The sequence below is a fragment of the Arthrobacter sp. UYNi723 genome, from assembly GCF_054057635.1.
In genome coordinates, this window is the sequence record NZ_JBSRZM010000009.1 from 116,366 (window position 1) to 128,895 (window position 12,530).

The window sequence follows — 12,530 nt, forward strand, 5'->3', positions numbered from 1 at the left end:
CAGAAATATTCTGGGTACTTCCGCACAGTCATGCGAAGAACCACCACCGTAGCGAAGGTGCTGCTGGTGGGTCTTGTGGTGATGCTCGTTTCGGCGGGCACCATCTTCGCGGCCAGCCAGGGCGGGAGCCAGGGCAACAACACAAAGGGCGTCACCATCCAGGTGAATCCCTCCAGCCGGACGGTTGACCGGGGCGACCCGGTCAACTATTCGGTGTCCCTGACCTCCACCAACGGTTTCAGCGGCAGCGTCACCCCCACTGTTTCGGGCCTGCCGGCCAGTACGACGGCGGCCTTCGCACCGGCGTCGGTGACGCTCGCTTCGGGCAAGACCGCCACCGTTACGCTCACGGTGGCGACGTCGGCAACCACTCCGGACGGCAAAGCGGACCTGACCATCGCCACGGCCGCCGGCGCAAGCCAGGCCGCCGTCGTGGTCCAACTGCACGTCCTGTCGTCCAAGAAGTCCTTCACCATTTCCGGGAATCTGGGCACACAGCTCACGCCGGGTGCCACTCTGCCGCTGAATCTTTCTTTTGCCAATCCCAACAACAAGAGCCTGGCGCTGACCAGCCTGTCCGTCGCCATCACCGGCATAACGCGGACGCAGGCGGCAGCGGCAGCAGGGGTTCCCTGCACGGCGTCGGACTACGTGGTGACCAACTACGCCGGCTCCTATCCGTTCACGGTTCCTGTGGGCTCCAGCTCGCTCCAATCACTCGGCATCGCTCCGGCACTGTGGCCCAAAATCGCCATGCTGGACACGGCGCTGAACCAGGACGGCTGTAAGGGTGCCACCCTGCAGTTCTCCTACTCCGGAGCAGGAGAGGGGAACTGAGATGACACGCACAACGAAAACCACCTCCCGACGGCTGGCTGCCAGGACTGCGGCAGCAACCGTCACCCTCTGCCTCGCCACGGGAGTGGGCGGAGCGTACGCCTACTGGGCCACGGTGGGTGCCGGATCCGGCGCTGCCACCAACGGCACCATGGCCACCGTCACCGTAGAGGCCCTCGTGGCGGGCGACAGCCCGCAGAACACCCTTGCCCCGGGCGGCACCGCCGATGTTGCCGTCCGGGTGCTCAACCCCAACGGCCACGCCGTGCAGGTCTACGCCATCCGAAGCAACGGGGCCGCGACGGCGGACGCCGGCCACCCTGGCTGCACCACCACCGGCGTGACTTTCGTTGAAGCTGCCGCTCCGCTGGCCCCCACAGTGAGTATTCCGGCGAATTCGTCCGTGCTGATCACCCTGCCGGGCGCCGCCGCCATGTCCACGGCATCAGTGTCAGGCTGCCAAGGCGCCACGTTCAGTCTGCCCGTCACTTTGGAGGCACGGAAATGAGCCGCCCCATCCAGACCGTGCCGCACGTGCAGCCGCCGCGGGCGCCCCGGAAGGCCCGGATTGCCGGCATTGTTGCTGCGGCACTCGTGATTTCCTGGGGAGCCCCGGCAGCCAACGCCTACTGGCAGACCCTCAGCAGCAACAACGGCGGCGCCAGGGCCGATGCCGTCCTTGCCGTGCCCACACCGACGGCGTCCGCTTCGGCAGGTGCCGCCTCCGTCAGTTGGGCGCCAAGCACGACGGCGGCGGGCCGGCCGGTCTCCGGCTACACCGTTGCCCGCTACTCATCCTCGACCGGCGGTACCAAGGTTGCCGCCGGCGGAGCCTGCGCGGGAACCATCGCAACGCTGACCTGCAGCGAGGCTGCGCTGCCGGCCGGCACCTGGTACTACACGGTAACTCCTGTGCTTGCGTCGTGGGCTGGGGTGGAAAGTGCCCGGAGCGGGGGAGTGGCCGGGGATTCGGCTGCGCCGATTGCGCCAACGGTAAGCGCTCCGGGGATCGTGAACACGTTGAACGTAGGCACCGTCTCCGTCGACGTCACCGCTGAGGCAGGGTCCTCAGTGAAGGTTACAGTCACCGATACGCCGCCGGTTGGGACACCGCAACAGACACTCACCCAGAACCTGACGGCTAATGGCTCCGTTCAGACGATGACCTTCAACCTCTCCACCTTTAGCAACGGAACCATTACGTACACGGCGGTGGCCACAGACGCTGCCGGCAACGCCAGCAATCCAGGCGCCGCAACGTCGACGAAGGACACGGTGGCGCCGACGGCCAGCATCAGGCTCCAGACAGGCCCGGTGGCTCAGAAGAACGTTGCCGGTCGGGCGGATCAGGACGACCAGATCATCATCACTTTCTCCGAACCCATGAATCCGTCGTCGATCTGCAGCGCGTGGACCAGTACAACGCAGGCGGTTCTGAAAAACTCCGGAATTCAGGTCAGGATCGAGCCGAACAGGAACCTCAAGGTCATCGTCCCTTCGACGGTCTGCCCGACTTTCACATTGGGGACCGCGGTATTAGGCGGGGCGTTCTCCACCGGAAGCACTGATCTCGTATTTGCCGGAGGAGGAAACAACGCTACCGCGATAGCGTGGAGCAGCACCGCCACTTCGAGTACCTTGACGATCACTCTCGGGCCGGATACCGGTGCTACTAGGGCGGTAGTGTCGGGGGCTGTGCAGTCTACGTTCACAGCTGTAGAAGGGCCCAAAGACGCAAACGGAAATCCGATCTCTCTCTCGCCGATACTGGGCGCGGCATCTAACTTCTGACATCCCCCTCAATCCAGCGCCAGCCTCCGGCTCCCTTCCCGGAGGCTGGCGTTGTGCTGCGACTTGTGGGCAGAATGAAGCACACGTTGGCGCTGCCGACGGTGGACCCGAGACCAGCCGGCAAGGACGCCGCGGAGGGACAGGAAAATGACCAGACTGCTCATCATCGGGCCGCCGGGCTCAGGGAAAGGCACCCAAGCGGTGCACATCGCCAAGCACTTCAGCATTCCGACCGTATCCACGGGTGAAATCTTCCGGATCAACGTCGGCCAAGAGACGCCGCTGGGCGTTGAGGCCGCCAAGTATCTCGACGACGGCGCTTTTGTCCCGGACCATCTAACCAACGCCCTGGTCAAGGACCGGCTCCTCGACGCCGATCTGCAGCCCGGTTTCCTGCTGGACGGATACCCCAGGACAGGTCCCCAGATCATGGAACTGGACAACATACTGGCTTCCCAAGGCCACCGCCTCGACGCCGTGGTGGAACTCCGCGCACCGGATTCCGAACTGGAGCAACGGATGCTGCGGCGGGCCAAGGAACAGGGCCGGAAGGACGACACCATCGAAGTGTTCCGGCACCGGCTTGACCTCTACTACCGCGAAACCCACGAGGTCGTGGCGGTCTACGCCGGCCGGGGCATGGTGGTTTCTGTCGACGGCAGCGGGGACCCTGGCGCCATCACCGCACGTGCCATTACCGCCGTCGAAAAGTTCCTGGCCGCGCGGGTGTCCCCATGAGAATTGCTGTGACCGGCGGAAGCGGAAAACTCGGGCGGCACGTGGTCCGCAGGCTGACCGACGACGGGCACCAGGTGCTGAACCTGGACCGTGCGGGGGAGCGGCACCGCGGGTTTGCCGTGGTGGACCTGCGCAACTACGGCCAGGTCCTTGACGTGTTCCTGGGTCTCGACGACCGGCATGACGGCTTCGACGCAATTGTCCATCTGGGAGCCATTCCGGCGCCTGGCATCATCCCGGATGCCGCCACGTTCGAGAACAACATGCTCTCGACCTACAACGTCTTCCAGGCGGCGCGGCGGGCGGGCGTCAAGAAGGTGGTTTACGCCTCCAGCGAGACGGTGCTGGGACTGCCGTTCGACGTCGACCCTCCCTACATCCCGGTGGATGAGGAGTACCCTGCCCGGCCGGAGAGCACGTACTCACTCGTGAAGCACCTCGAGGAGCAGCTGGCGATCCAGCTGACGCGCTGGGATCCGGAGCTCAGCATTGCGGGCCTGCGGTTCTCCAACGTTATGGATCCTGAGGACTACGAACGCTTCCCGTCGTTTGATTCGGACGCCAGTGGGCGGAAGTGGAACCTCTGGGGCTACATCGACGGGCGCGACGGCGCGCAGGCTGTGGCGCGTGCGCTGGAGAACGGCCAGCCCGGGTTCCAGGCTTTCATCATTGCGAACGCGGACACTGTCATGACGCGTTCCAGCGCGAGCCTCGCCGCGGAGGTGTTCCCCAACGTCACCGTGACCAAGGAGTTGGGCGAACACGAGACCTTGCTGTCCATCGACAAGGCCCGGCGCCTGTTGGGATTCGAGCCTGAACACACGTGGCGGACCTACCACTCCAACAGGACCACGCCCACGGAAGACTGAATCGCGGAAGGCTGAACCCGAAAGCAGGCCACTGAGGAGGGCGGTCCCTCAAGAATTCCGCAGGCGCCGAAGGGTTGGCGCAGGATCAGCTCAATTCCCGGCCGCGGCGCGTGGCGGGCTCCTAATCTGGTGATAGGCGGGGATTTGTTGCCGCCAGCATCAATCCAGACCGTCACACTAGGACCCCGCCATGCGCACCTTCCGTTTTGTGCTGACCGCTGCCGCCATGCTGATTTCTGCGGTGGCACTGACCGGCTCTGGCCTGCCCGCCTCCGCCGTTGCACCGCCCCTTGCCCCGGCCGGCAACGACGCGAGCGTCCGCTACCTGGTCCGCTTCACCGCGGGAACGGACGTCCCGGCCGAGGCGGCTCGCCTCAAGTCCCAGGGCCTCGGCGTCGGACGCTCCTTTTCGCACGCCCTGCGAGGCGCCGTGGTCACGGCGACGCCGGCGCAAGCCGCGGCATTGTCCCGCTCGGCGGGCGTCGCCTCGGTGGAGGTGGACGCCCCCATCACACTCTCCGCAACGCAGCAGCCCGCGCCATGGGGGTTGGACCGCGTGGACCAGCGGCCCCTGCCCCTCTCGGGTTCCTACACCTGGACCGCCGCCGGCTCCGGAGTCAGCGCCTACGTGGTGGACACCGGCGTGCTCGCCTCCCACGCAGAGTTTGCCGGCCGCGTGGCAGCAGGCTGGACAGCAGTGGCCGATGGCCGCGGATCCGGCGACTGCAACGGCCACGGCACCCATGTGGCCGGAACAGTGGCCGGAACCACCTACGGCGTGGCAAAGGCGGCGACGATCGTCCCCGTCAGGGTCCTGGACTGCACCGGCTCCGGCTTCAACTCCGACGTCGTTGCCGGCCTGGACTGGATCGCCGCCAACCACACCGCGGGAACGCCCGCCGTGGTGAACATGAGCCTGGGCGGAGTGGCCAGCGCGGCCGTGGATTCGGCGCTTCAGGGTGTCATCAACGACGGCGTCGCTGCAGTGGTTGCCGCCGGCAACTCTGCCGCGGACGCCTGCGGGAGCTCGCCGGCGCGGCTCCCGGCAGCGGTCACGGTGGCAGCCAGCGATTCTGCCGACCGGCAGGCCTCCTTCTCCAACTTCGGTTCCTGCGTGGATCTGTATGCACCCGGCGTCGGCATTGTCTCCGCGTCCTACACCTCAGCCACGGCAACCGCCTCCATGTCCGGCACGTCCATGGCAGCGCCCCACACGGCAGGCGCCGCGGCGTTGCTGCTGTCCCAGAATCCGGCGCTCACACCGGCCCAGGTCGCTGCGGCGTTGACCTCGAACGCCACTGCCGGCGCCATCACGGGCATCGGAACCGGCACGCCGAACCGCCTGCTGTACGCACCGGCACCGGCACCGGCTCCGGCTCCCGTGGCGCCTGCCCCCACAGTTACGACCAAATCACCCGCACCGCAGTCGACGGCGGTACCCGTGGCCAGCAATGTGACGGCCACGTTCAGCAAGGCGGTCCAGGGTGTTGGTGCCGGAACATTTGTGCTCCGGAACGCCGCCGGCACCGCCGTCCCGGCAACGGTCAGCTACAACGCGACAACGAAAACGGCCACCCTTGATCCGTCCGCTAACCTGGCCGCGGATGTCACCTTCACGGCGACGCTGGTGGGCGGCGCCACCGCCATCCGCGACACCGCGGGCACGCCCTTGGCCAGCACGAGCTGGACGTTCACCACCGGCCCGGCGCCCACGGTTACAGGGTTCACGCCGGGCAGCAACTCCCTCCTGGTCCGGCGGAACAACAACCTGTCGGTGACCTTCAGTGAGCCGGTCCTGGGGGTCAGCACCGCCACGTTCACGGTGAAGAACGCGGCAACCGGGGCTCTGGTCCCGGCTGCCGTCTTCCGCAACGGCACCACCAATCAGTGGATCCTGGACCCGCAGAACACTCTGGCAGCGAAGACGAAATACACGGTGACCGTGACCGGCGGCGGGACGTCCATCCGGGACCTAGCAGGCAATCAGCTGGCCACCAGGACCTGGCAGTTCACCACGGGTTCGTTCTAGCCGTCCGCTGCGGAAGGGGAGGCCGACGGCGGCTATTGGGGGGCGCCGTCGGCCTCTGTTGTGTGTTGCGAGGTTGGGTGCTGCGGGGACGCGGCCGGGGTCTCGCCCCGGTGGTGTTCGGACCAGATGTGGCCCACCTCTTCGGCGACCTGTTCCACGATCCTGCTCATGGCGGCATGCGCGGTGGCGGCTTCACCGCGCTGGATGGCGCTGGCGACGTCAACGTGCAGCTGCAGCGCTTCGTGATGGGGCAGGTGTGGCATCAGGCCGTGTTCCGTCCGTCCGGTGAGGACCTCGGCCACAAGGGTCTGGAACTGGGCAAACATGGCGTTGCCGGAAGCCTTGAGGACGGTGGCATGGAACTCGACGTCCAGCCGGAGGAATTCGTCGTTGTCGCCCCGCTGGCCGGCCGCCCACAGCCGCGCTGCCAAGGAGACCAGATCGCTGCCGGCATCCCAGGACGCCCGTTCGGCGGCGAGCCGGGCGGCCTGTGGTTCGATCGCGCCGCGGAGCTCGTTGAGGGCCTGAAGCTGCTCCAGCCGCCGGGACGAGGCCAGCCGCCAGCGGATCACCTGGGGATCGTAAAGGTTCCAGGCCTCCTCGGGCTGCACCACGGTGCCGAAACGCCTGCGGGATGCCAGCATGCCTTTAGCGACGCCAAGGAATCCGGTATCGTCCGGGTAACTCTCGCAAACCACGTCTGGACCGAAGGCATCAAGGCCGCCATCCCGGAATTTGAGAAGTCCTCCGGGCTCAAGGTGGAACTGACGCAGCTCGGCGAAGACCAGCTCTCGGACCAGTACAACGTCAAGCTCAACGCAGGCAGCGACGAGATCGACGTGATGATGTACCGCCCGCTCCAGGAAGGCAAGGCGTTCGCGAAGAACGGCTACCTCGCGGACCTGACCAGCAAAGTCTCCTCGGATTCCGGCTGGGACTGGAAGGACTACCAGGAGGGCCCGGTCAAGGCCACCACCGCTGACGGCAAGGTTGTGGGCGTCCCCATCATCACCGAACGCGAAGTCCTTTACTACCGCAAGGACCTGCTGAAGGCCGCCGGACTTGAGGTCCCCAAGACCATGGAGGAGCTTGAAGCGGCTGCCAAGGCCATCAAGGAAGCCAACCCGGACACCGCCGGCTTTGTGGCCCGCACCGGCAAGTCCGCCGCCGCCACCCAGTTCTCCAGCTTCCTGTACAGCTTCGGCGGCGACTTCACCGATTCCAGCGGCAAGTCCACCGTCAACTCGGACGCTGCCAAAGAGGCCTACGCGTACTACGGCGGCCTGATCAAGAACTACGGCCCCGCCAACGTCAGCACGGATATGAGCTGGCCCGAGGCGATGGCCATCTTCACCCAGGGCAAGGCCGCCTTCTACACCGAGGCGGACTCGCTCTACAAGAACGCCACCGATCCGGCCAAGTCCAAGGTGGCCGAGACTGTCGGGTTCGCCGCCCTGCCTGCCGGTCCCGCCGGTTCCAAGCCGTACAACATCCCGTCCTGGGGCCTGGCAGTGAACGAGGCTTCGGGCAACCAGGACAACGCCTGGAAGTTCATCCAGTGGGCCACCAGCAAGGAACGCACCCTTGCCGCACAGAAGGCCGGCGTCCCCGGACCTCGCGCCTCCGTCTGGGATGACTCCGCGGGAACTTCCACGTACCCGAAGGACCTGGCCGAAGCCATTGCCGCTTCAGCCTGGCCAACGCCCGCCGGGTGGCGCCGCTGCTGGAACCGTACCGGCCGTTCTTCCTCGAAGAACCCGTGGTTCCGGAAAACACGCACCTGCTGCGCGAATTCACCTCTTCAACCACGACGCCGGTTTCCACCGGTGAGCGGCTCTACAGCCGGCAGGAATTCCTGCCCGCCCTTCAGGCCGGCATCGCCGTTGCCCAGCCGGACCTTTCGCACGCCGGCGGCATCACCGAGGTCCGCAAGATCGCCTCGCTCGCGGAGATCTACGACGTCCAGCTGGCCCCGCACTGCCCGCTGGGGCCGCTTGCCCTGGCAGCGTGCCTGCAGGTGGGCTTCGCGACGCCCAACTTCCTGATCCAGGAACAGAGCATTGGAATCCACTACAACAAGGGCGCCGAAGTCCTGGACTACGTGGTGGACAAGTCCCCGCTGAAGTTCGTGGACGGCCACATCGAACGGCTGACCGGTCCCGGCCTCGGCATTGAAATCGACGAGGCCGTGGTCCGGGCCGCGGACAAGCGCGGCCATGCCTGGCGCGGCCGGTCTGGCGCCACTCGGACGGAGCATTTGCAGAATGGTAAACAACATGACTGACAGCACTGACGTTTCTGACAGCCCTGACATCACGCCCGAAGGCCTGCTGGCCGGAATCCGGGAGTCGCGGCTCGTGGGAATCGTGCGCGGCACCGACGGGCCGGCAGCGGCGCAGTCCGCCCTCGCCGCGATGGCGGAGGGGTTCAGGTTCGTCGAGATCGCCCTGACCACGCCGGGGCGCTGGAGGCCATCCGCGAGGTCCGCGCCGCCGCACCTGCGGGCTGCTACGTCGGCGGCGGAACCGTCCTGACGGTGCAGGATGTGGACAACGTCGCCGAGGCCGGCGGCCAGTTTATGGTCACGCCGTCCCTGGCCGCATCCATCCAGGAATCGGCGCGGCAGGGAATCCCCGTCTTGGCCGGCGCCCTGACGCCCAGCGAGGCGTACGAAGCGATGAACCGCGGGGCCACAGCCATCAAGCTGTTCCCCGCTTCCATCGGCGGCCCCGGCTACCTCAAGGCGCTGCGCGATCCCTTCCCCGGGATCCCGTTCATCGCCGTGGGCGGAGTGGGCCTGGACGAGGCCGCGGGTTACTGGGAAGCCGGCGCGATCGCCGTCGGGCTTGGCGGGCCGCTGTTCGGTGACGCAGGCTCCGGCGGTGACCTCGCCCCGATGCGCGGGCGTGCCCGAGCCTTTGTGGACCTGGCGGACTCCTTTGCCCGCCGGACCACCGCAGCGACCGCCGCAGTGACCGCCACAGTGACGGCCGCAGCGGGCGTGCGGTGAGCCCCGCCGTCGACCTTCTGACTTTCGGCGAATCCATGGTGTCGCTGCGGTCAGCCGGGCCGCTGTCCGCCGGCGGAAGCCTGGCCATGCACGTGGCCGGTGCCGAATCGAACGTCGCCGTGGGGGTTGCGCGGCTAGGACACACAGTCACGTGGGCCGGTGCAGTTGGCGCCGATCCGCACGGCGAATTCATCCTGCGGCAGCTCCGCTCCGAGGGCATCGGGATGCAGTGCCGGGTGGATCCGTCCCGCAGCACGGGCGTGATGTTCCTCGAACAGCGGACCGCGGACGTCACCCGGGCCTTCTACTACCGCGCCGGTTCGGCCGGTTCCACCATCAGCCGGGACGACGTGGACAGTGCCCTCGGTGCCGGCCCGCGCGTGCTGCACCTGACCGGCATCACCCCAGCGCTCAGCCCGGAAGCCCGGAAGGCGTTTGAATACGCTGCCGAGCGCGCCGCAGCCGACGGAGTGGTGGTCTCCCTCGACGTCAATTACCGCAGCCGGCTCTGGACCCGGGACGAGGCCCGCGCCGTGCTGGGCCCCGTCGCGCGGCACGCCGACATCCTGATAGCGTCCGACGACGAACTGGACCTCGTAGCGTCCGCCGCCTTGAGCGGCTCCGATTCCCTGGGGTACGACGACGCCGAAACCGCGCTCGCTGCCTCGTTGCTGGAGCAGGGGGTTGGGGAAGTCGTGGTCAAGCGGGGATCCGCCGGCGCCGGCGTCCACACCGCCTCCGGACGGTTCGAGGCGCCCGCCGCCGCCGTGACCAGCATCGATACCGTGGGCGCGGGGGACGCCTTCACCGCCGGCTATCTCTCTGCCCTGCTCGACGGCGAGGACGTTGCCGCCCGCCTGCAGCGCGGCGCCGTCATGGGGGCCTTCGCCGTTAGCACTGCCGGTGACTGGGAGGGACTGCCCAGCCGGGCCGAGCTCGCCATGCTGGGCGCCACCGCCAGCGGAACCACCCAGCGGTAGCGGTTGGGTCTTTCTTGGGCCTCCACTCCTTGGGCGCAGAGCAGGCAGGTACTGACAGTGCCTGCCGCCCGGGACCGCGGGCGCTTACCGTAGGGGTATGGGAGATGTGCGCGCGGACATACGAGAATTTCTAAGTTCCAGGCGGGCGCGGATTTCGCCCGAGGAGGCCGGGTTGCCCGCGTACGGCGGGAATCGGCGGGTCGCCGGCCTGCGGCGTGAGGAAGTGGCGATGCTGGCCGGTGTGTCCGTGGACTACTACGTGCGCCTGGAGCGCGGCAACCTCGCCGGGGCGTCCGAAAGCGTTCTGGATGCCCTCGCACGCACGCTGAAGCTGGACGAAGCCGAACGCGAGCATCTTTTTGACCTCGCCCGCGCCGCCGGGCCGGCGCGCAGGAGCCGCAGCAAGCCATCCGGTACTGTCCGCCCTGAAGTCCAGCAGGTCCTCGATGCAATGGCTGACGCGCCGGCGTGGGTCCGCAACGGCCGCCATGACATCCTGGCGGCAAACCGGATGGGTCGGGCCCTTTATGCGCCCGTGTTCAAAAGCGAGCACCGCCCTGTGAACACGACCCGCTTTACGTACCTTGACCCGGCGGCCCGGGAGTTCTGGCGTGATTACGATCAGATCGCGAACGATGCCGCAGCGATGCTCCGGCTTGAAGCAGGCCGCCATCCGCACGACCCCGAGCTGATCCGGCTCGTCGGCGAACTGTCGACGCAGAGCGAGCTGTTCAGGGACCGGTGGGCTTCCCGGGATGTGGTCTTCCACCGCAGCGGGCTCAAGCGGCTGCACCACCCGGTGGTGGGTGACCTCGACTTGAACTACCAGTCCATGGAGCTGCCCAGCGAGCCGGGCCTGGTGTTGAACGTGTACACCGCACCTCCGGGCTCCCCGACGGCTGATGCTTTGCAGCTTTTGGCCTCCTGGGCTGCCACACACGACGAGGCCTTTGCCGAACCGGGACCAACTGCCAAGAACCCGTAATAACGCCGCGCTGCGGCCCTGCTGCGGGTGCCTGCCGTCTTCTACTTCGTCGAGGGGTATTCGTCGGCCGTGAGCCTGGCACCCCAGACTGTTTCGGCCTCGTCGCTGTCCACGGGCGCTTCCCACAGGGCGAGGTGGCACATGAAGTTGCCTCCCGTCGCACCGTGCCAGTGCCACTCACCCGCGGGCGTGTAGACGGTATCGCCGGGCTGCAGCTCGATCAGCTCTTCCCCACGCGATTGCACATACCCGATGCCTTCCGTGACGTGCAGGGTCTGCCCGACGGCGTGCTTGTGCCACGCTGTGTGCGCGCCAGGAGTGAAGCGCACCAGATTCAGCCGGGCACGGGACAGTAGCTGGCCGGAGTAGTACGCGTTGAAGTAGACGTCGCCGGTAAACCAGTCATCGGGTCCCTTGACGGTGGCGGTCTTCGGTTGCTTCTGCGTGCTCATGGTTGGTCTGCTCCGATGCCGGTGCTGAGGCTGACATCCCGCCATTGATCCAGCTGCGTGCGCTCTGCCTGGGCGACAGCGGCAAACAGCTCGTATGCGTCGCTGCCAAGCACCAGCAGGTACGGCGGGTTGGGGCTTTCGGCGACTGCCAGGATGGCTTCCGCCGCCTTGGCCGGGTCGCCCGGCTGCGTGCCGTGCATCGTGTCGTTCTCCTTGCGGCGCTTCCCGGCTGTCTCCGCGTAGTCCTTGATCCGCGTGGCCGACTGGGTCAGCGAGCGGCCCGCGAAGTCGGTGCGGAACGCGCCGGGCTCGATGACGGTGACGTTGATCCCGACTGGCTTCAGTTCCTTGCGGAGGGAGCCGGACAGGCCCTCCAGGGCTGCCTTGCTGGCGGAGTAGTATCCGGATCCGGCCGGTGAGATGCGCGCCCCGATGGACGAGATGTTCAGGATGGACCCGGCCCTGTTGGCGCGCATTCCGGGGAGGACTGCTTTGATCATGCTGACGGCGCCGAAAAAGTTGGTGTCGAACAATTGCCGGATGTCGGCGTCGTCCGCTTCTTCAACCGCGGCACGGTAACCGTAGCCGGCGTTGTTGACCAGCACGTCGATGCCGCCGAAGCGCGCCCTGCTCTGCTCGACAACCGGGCCGATCTCGGCGGTGTTGGTGACGTCGAGCGGAAGGGGAAGGGCCGTGTCCGGGTAGTCGGCAGCGATGTCTTCCACGGTGGTGACGCTTCGTGCGGTGACGACGACGTTGTGGCCGTGCGCCAGCACGGTTTGGGCGAGTGCGCGGCCGAGTCCGGTGGAGCACCCTGTGATGAGCCAAGTGGCCATGGG

At 67.1% G+C, this 12,530-nt stretch carries 14 protein-coding genes and 1 pseudogene; 12 read left to right on the forward strand and 3 right to left on the reverse strand.

Translation table 11 applies throughout. The annotated features are described in order from the left end of the window. The first annotated feature begins 30 nt into the window (after positions 1–30). The 6 genes from ACVWY0_RS09480 (at position 31) to ACVWY0_RS09505 (ending at position 6,264) form a co-directional block, all read left to right on the forward strand. Positions 31–837: a hypothetical protein gene (locus tag ACVWY0_RS09480; RefSeq protein WP_485836472.1), complete on the forward strand. Its 807-nt coding sequence runs from the start codon at positions 31–33 to the stop codon at positions 835–837. A 1-nt stretch (position 838) separates the two neighbouring features. Further along, a complete protein-coding gene (locus ACVWY0_RS09485; protein ID WP_485836473.1) occupies positions 839–1,345 on the forward strand; it encodes a hypothetical protein in 507 nt (168 codons plus the stop codon). Beyond that, complete coding sequence (locus ACVWY0_RS09490; RefSeq protein WP_485836474.1) at positions 1,342–2,628, forward strand: hypothetical protein; 1,287 nt, start codon at positions 1,342–1,344, stop codon at positions 2,626–2,628. Before ACVWY0_RS09485 ends, ACVWY0_RS09490 begins: the two co-directional genes overlap by 4 nt. A gap of 147 nt (positions 2,629–2,775) precedes the next feature. Then, entirely contained in the window at positions 2,776–3,366 is a 591-nt protein-coding gene (locus ACVWY0_RS09495) for an adenylate kinase (RefSeq protein WP_485836475.1), read from the forward strand. Next, positions 3,363–4,235, forward strand: coding sequence for an NAD-dependent epimerase/dehydratase family protein (locus tag ACVWY0_RS09500; protein WP_485836476.1), 873 nt, complete (start codon positions 3,363–3,365; stop codon positions 4,233–4,235). Before ACVWY0_RS09495 ends, ACVWY0_RS09500 begins: the two co-directional genes overlap by 4 nt. A 190-nt stretch (positions 4,236–4,425) precedes the next feature. Then, complete coding sequence (locus ACVWY0_RS09505) at positions 4,426–6,264, forward strand: S8 family serine peptidase (protein ID WP_485836477.1); 1,839 nt, start codon at positions 4,426–4,428, stop codon at positions 6,262–6,264. A gap of 32 nt (positions 6,265–6,296) precedes the next feature. Here the strand turns inward: ACVWY0_RS09505 and ACVWY0_RS09510 are convergent, their stop codons facing one another. Beyond that, a complete protein-coding gene (locus tag ACVWY0_RS09510; RefSeq protein ID WP_485836478.1) occupies positions 6,297–6,962 on the reverse strand; it encodes a FadR/GntR family transcriptional regulator in 666 nt (221 codons plus the stop codon). Positions 6,963–6,977: 15 nt separating this feature from the next. Between ACVWY0_RS09510 and ACVWY0_RS09515 the strand changes: the two are divergent. The 6 genes and pseudogenes from ACVWY0_RS09515 to ACVWY0_RS09540 form a co-directional block, all read left to right on the forward strand. Next, positions 6,978–7,886: pseudogene (locus ACVWY0_RS09515) on the forward strand (ABC transporter substrate-binding protein); the annotation flags it as partial. Positions 7,887–7,975: 89 nt separating this feature from the next. Beyond that, positions 7,976–8,548 (forward strand): enolase C-terminal domain-like protein, encoded by a 573-nt coding sequence (locus ACVWY0_RS09520; RefSeq protein ID WP_485836479.1) that lies wholly within the window; start codon positions 7,976–7,978, stop codon positions 8,546–8,548. Continuing rightward, positions 8,541–8,798 (forward strand): hypothetical protein, encoded by a 258-nt coding sequence (locus ACVWY0_RS09525; RefSeq protein ID WP_485836480.1) that lies wholly within the window; start codon positions 8,541–8,543, stop codon positions 8,796–8,798. Before ACVWY0_RS09520 ends, ACVWY0_RS09525 begins: the two co-directional genes overlap by 8 nt. Then, entirely contained in the window at positions 8,738–9,274 is a 537-nt protein-coding gene (locus ACVWY0_RS09530) for a bifunctional 4-hydroxy-2-oxoglutarate aldolase/2-dehydro-3-deoxy-phosphogluconate aldolase (protein WP_485836510.1), read from the forward strand. The genes ACVWY0_RS09525 and ACVWY0_RS09530 overlap by 61 nt, the downstream gene beginning before the upstream one ends. Then, a complete protein-coding gene (locus ACVWY0_RS09535; RefSeq protein WP_485836481.1) occupies positions 9,271–10,254 on the forward strand; it encodes a sugar kinase in 984 nt (327 codons plus the stop codon). Before ACVWY0_RS09530 ends, ACVWY0_RS09535 begins: the two co-directional genes overlap by 4 nt. A gap of 97 nt (positions 10,255–10,351) precedes the next feature. After that, positions 10,352–11,239: a helix-turn-helix transcriptional regulator gene (locus ACVWY0_RS09540; protein WP_485836482.1), complete on the forward strand. Its 888-nt coding sequence runs from the start codon at positions 10,352–10,354 to the stop codon at positions 11,237–11,239. A 41-nt stretch (positions 11,240–11,280) separates the two neighbouring features. Here ACVWY0_RS09540 and ACVWY0_RS09545 read toward each other — a convergent pair whose 3' ends face one another. Both ACVWY0_RS09545 and ACVWY0_RS09550 read right to left on the reverse strand, forming a co-directional pair. Beyond that, complete coding sequence (locus ACVWY0_RS09545) at positions 11,281–11,691, reverse strand: (R)-mandelonitrile lyase (RefSeq protein WP_485836483.1); 411 nt, start codon at positions 11,689–11,691, stop codon at positions 11,281–11,283. Further along, positions 11,688–12,527, reverse strand: coding sequence for an oxidoreductase (locus ACVWY0_RS09550; RefSeq protein WP_485836484.1), 840 nt, complete (start codon positions 12,525–12,527; stop codon positions 11,688–11,690). The genes ACVWY0_RS09545 and ACVWY0_RS09550 overlap by 4 nt, the downstream gene beginning before the upstream one ends. Positions 12,528–12,530 lie beyond the last annotated feature (3 nt).

Coding starts and splice junctions, on each gene's coding strand:
- ACVWY0_RS09490 (WP_485836474.1), top strand. CDS start 1,342: ATGAGCCGCCCCATCCAGACCGTGCCGCACGTGCAGCCGCCGCGGGCG.
- ACVWY0_RS09545 (WP_485836483.1), bottom strand. CDS start 11,691: ATGAGCACGCAGAAGCAACCGAAGACCGCCACCGTCAAGGGACCCGAT.
- ACVWY0_RS09525 (WP_485836480.1), top strand. CDS start 8,541: ATGACTGACAGCACTGACGTTTCTGACAGCCCTGACATCACGCCCGAA.
- ACVWY0_RS09495 (WP_485836475.1), top strand. CDS start 2,776: ATGACCAGACTGCTCATCATCGGGCCGCCGGGCTCAGGGAAAGGCACC.
- ACVWY0_RS09550 (WP_485836484.1), bottom strand. CDS start 12,527: ATGGCCACTTGGCTCATCACAGGGTGCTCCACCGGACTCGGCCGCGCA.
- ACVWY0_RS09480 (WP_485836472.1), top strand. CDS start 31: ATGCGAAGAACCACCACCGTAGCGAAGGTGCTGCTGGTGGGTCTTGTG.
- ACVWY0_RS09540 (WP_485836482.1), top strand. CDS start 10,352: ATGGGAGATGTGCGCGCGGACATACGAGAATTTCTAAGTTCCAGGCGG.
- ACVWY0_RS09505 (WP_485836477.1), top strand. CDS start 4,426: ATGCGCACCTTCCGTTTTGTGCTGACCGCTGCCGCCATGCTGATTTCT.
- ACVWY0_RS09500 (WP_485836476.1), top strand. CDS start 3,363: ATGAGAATTGCTGTGACCGGCGGAAGCGGAAAACTCGGGCGGCACGTG.
- ACVWY0_RS09485 (WP_485836473.1), top strand. CDS start 839: ATGACACGCACAACGAAAACCACCTCCCGACGGCTGGCTGCCAGGACT.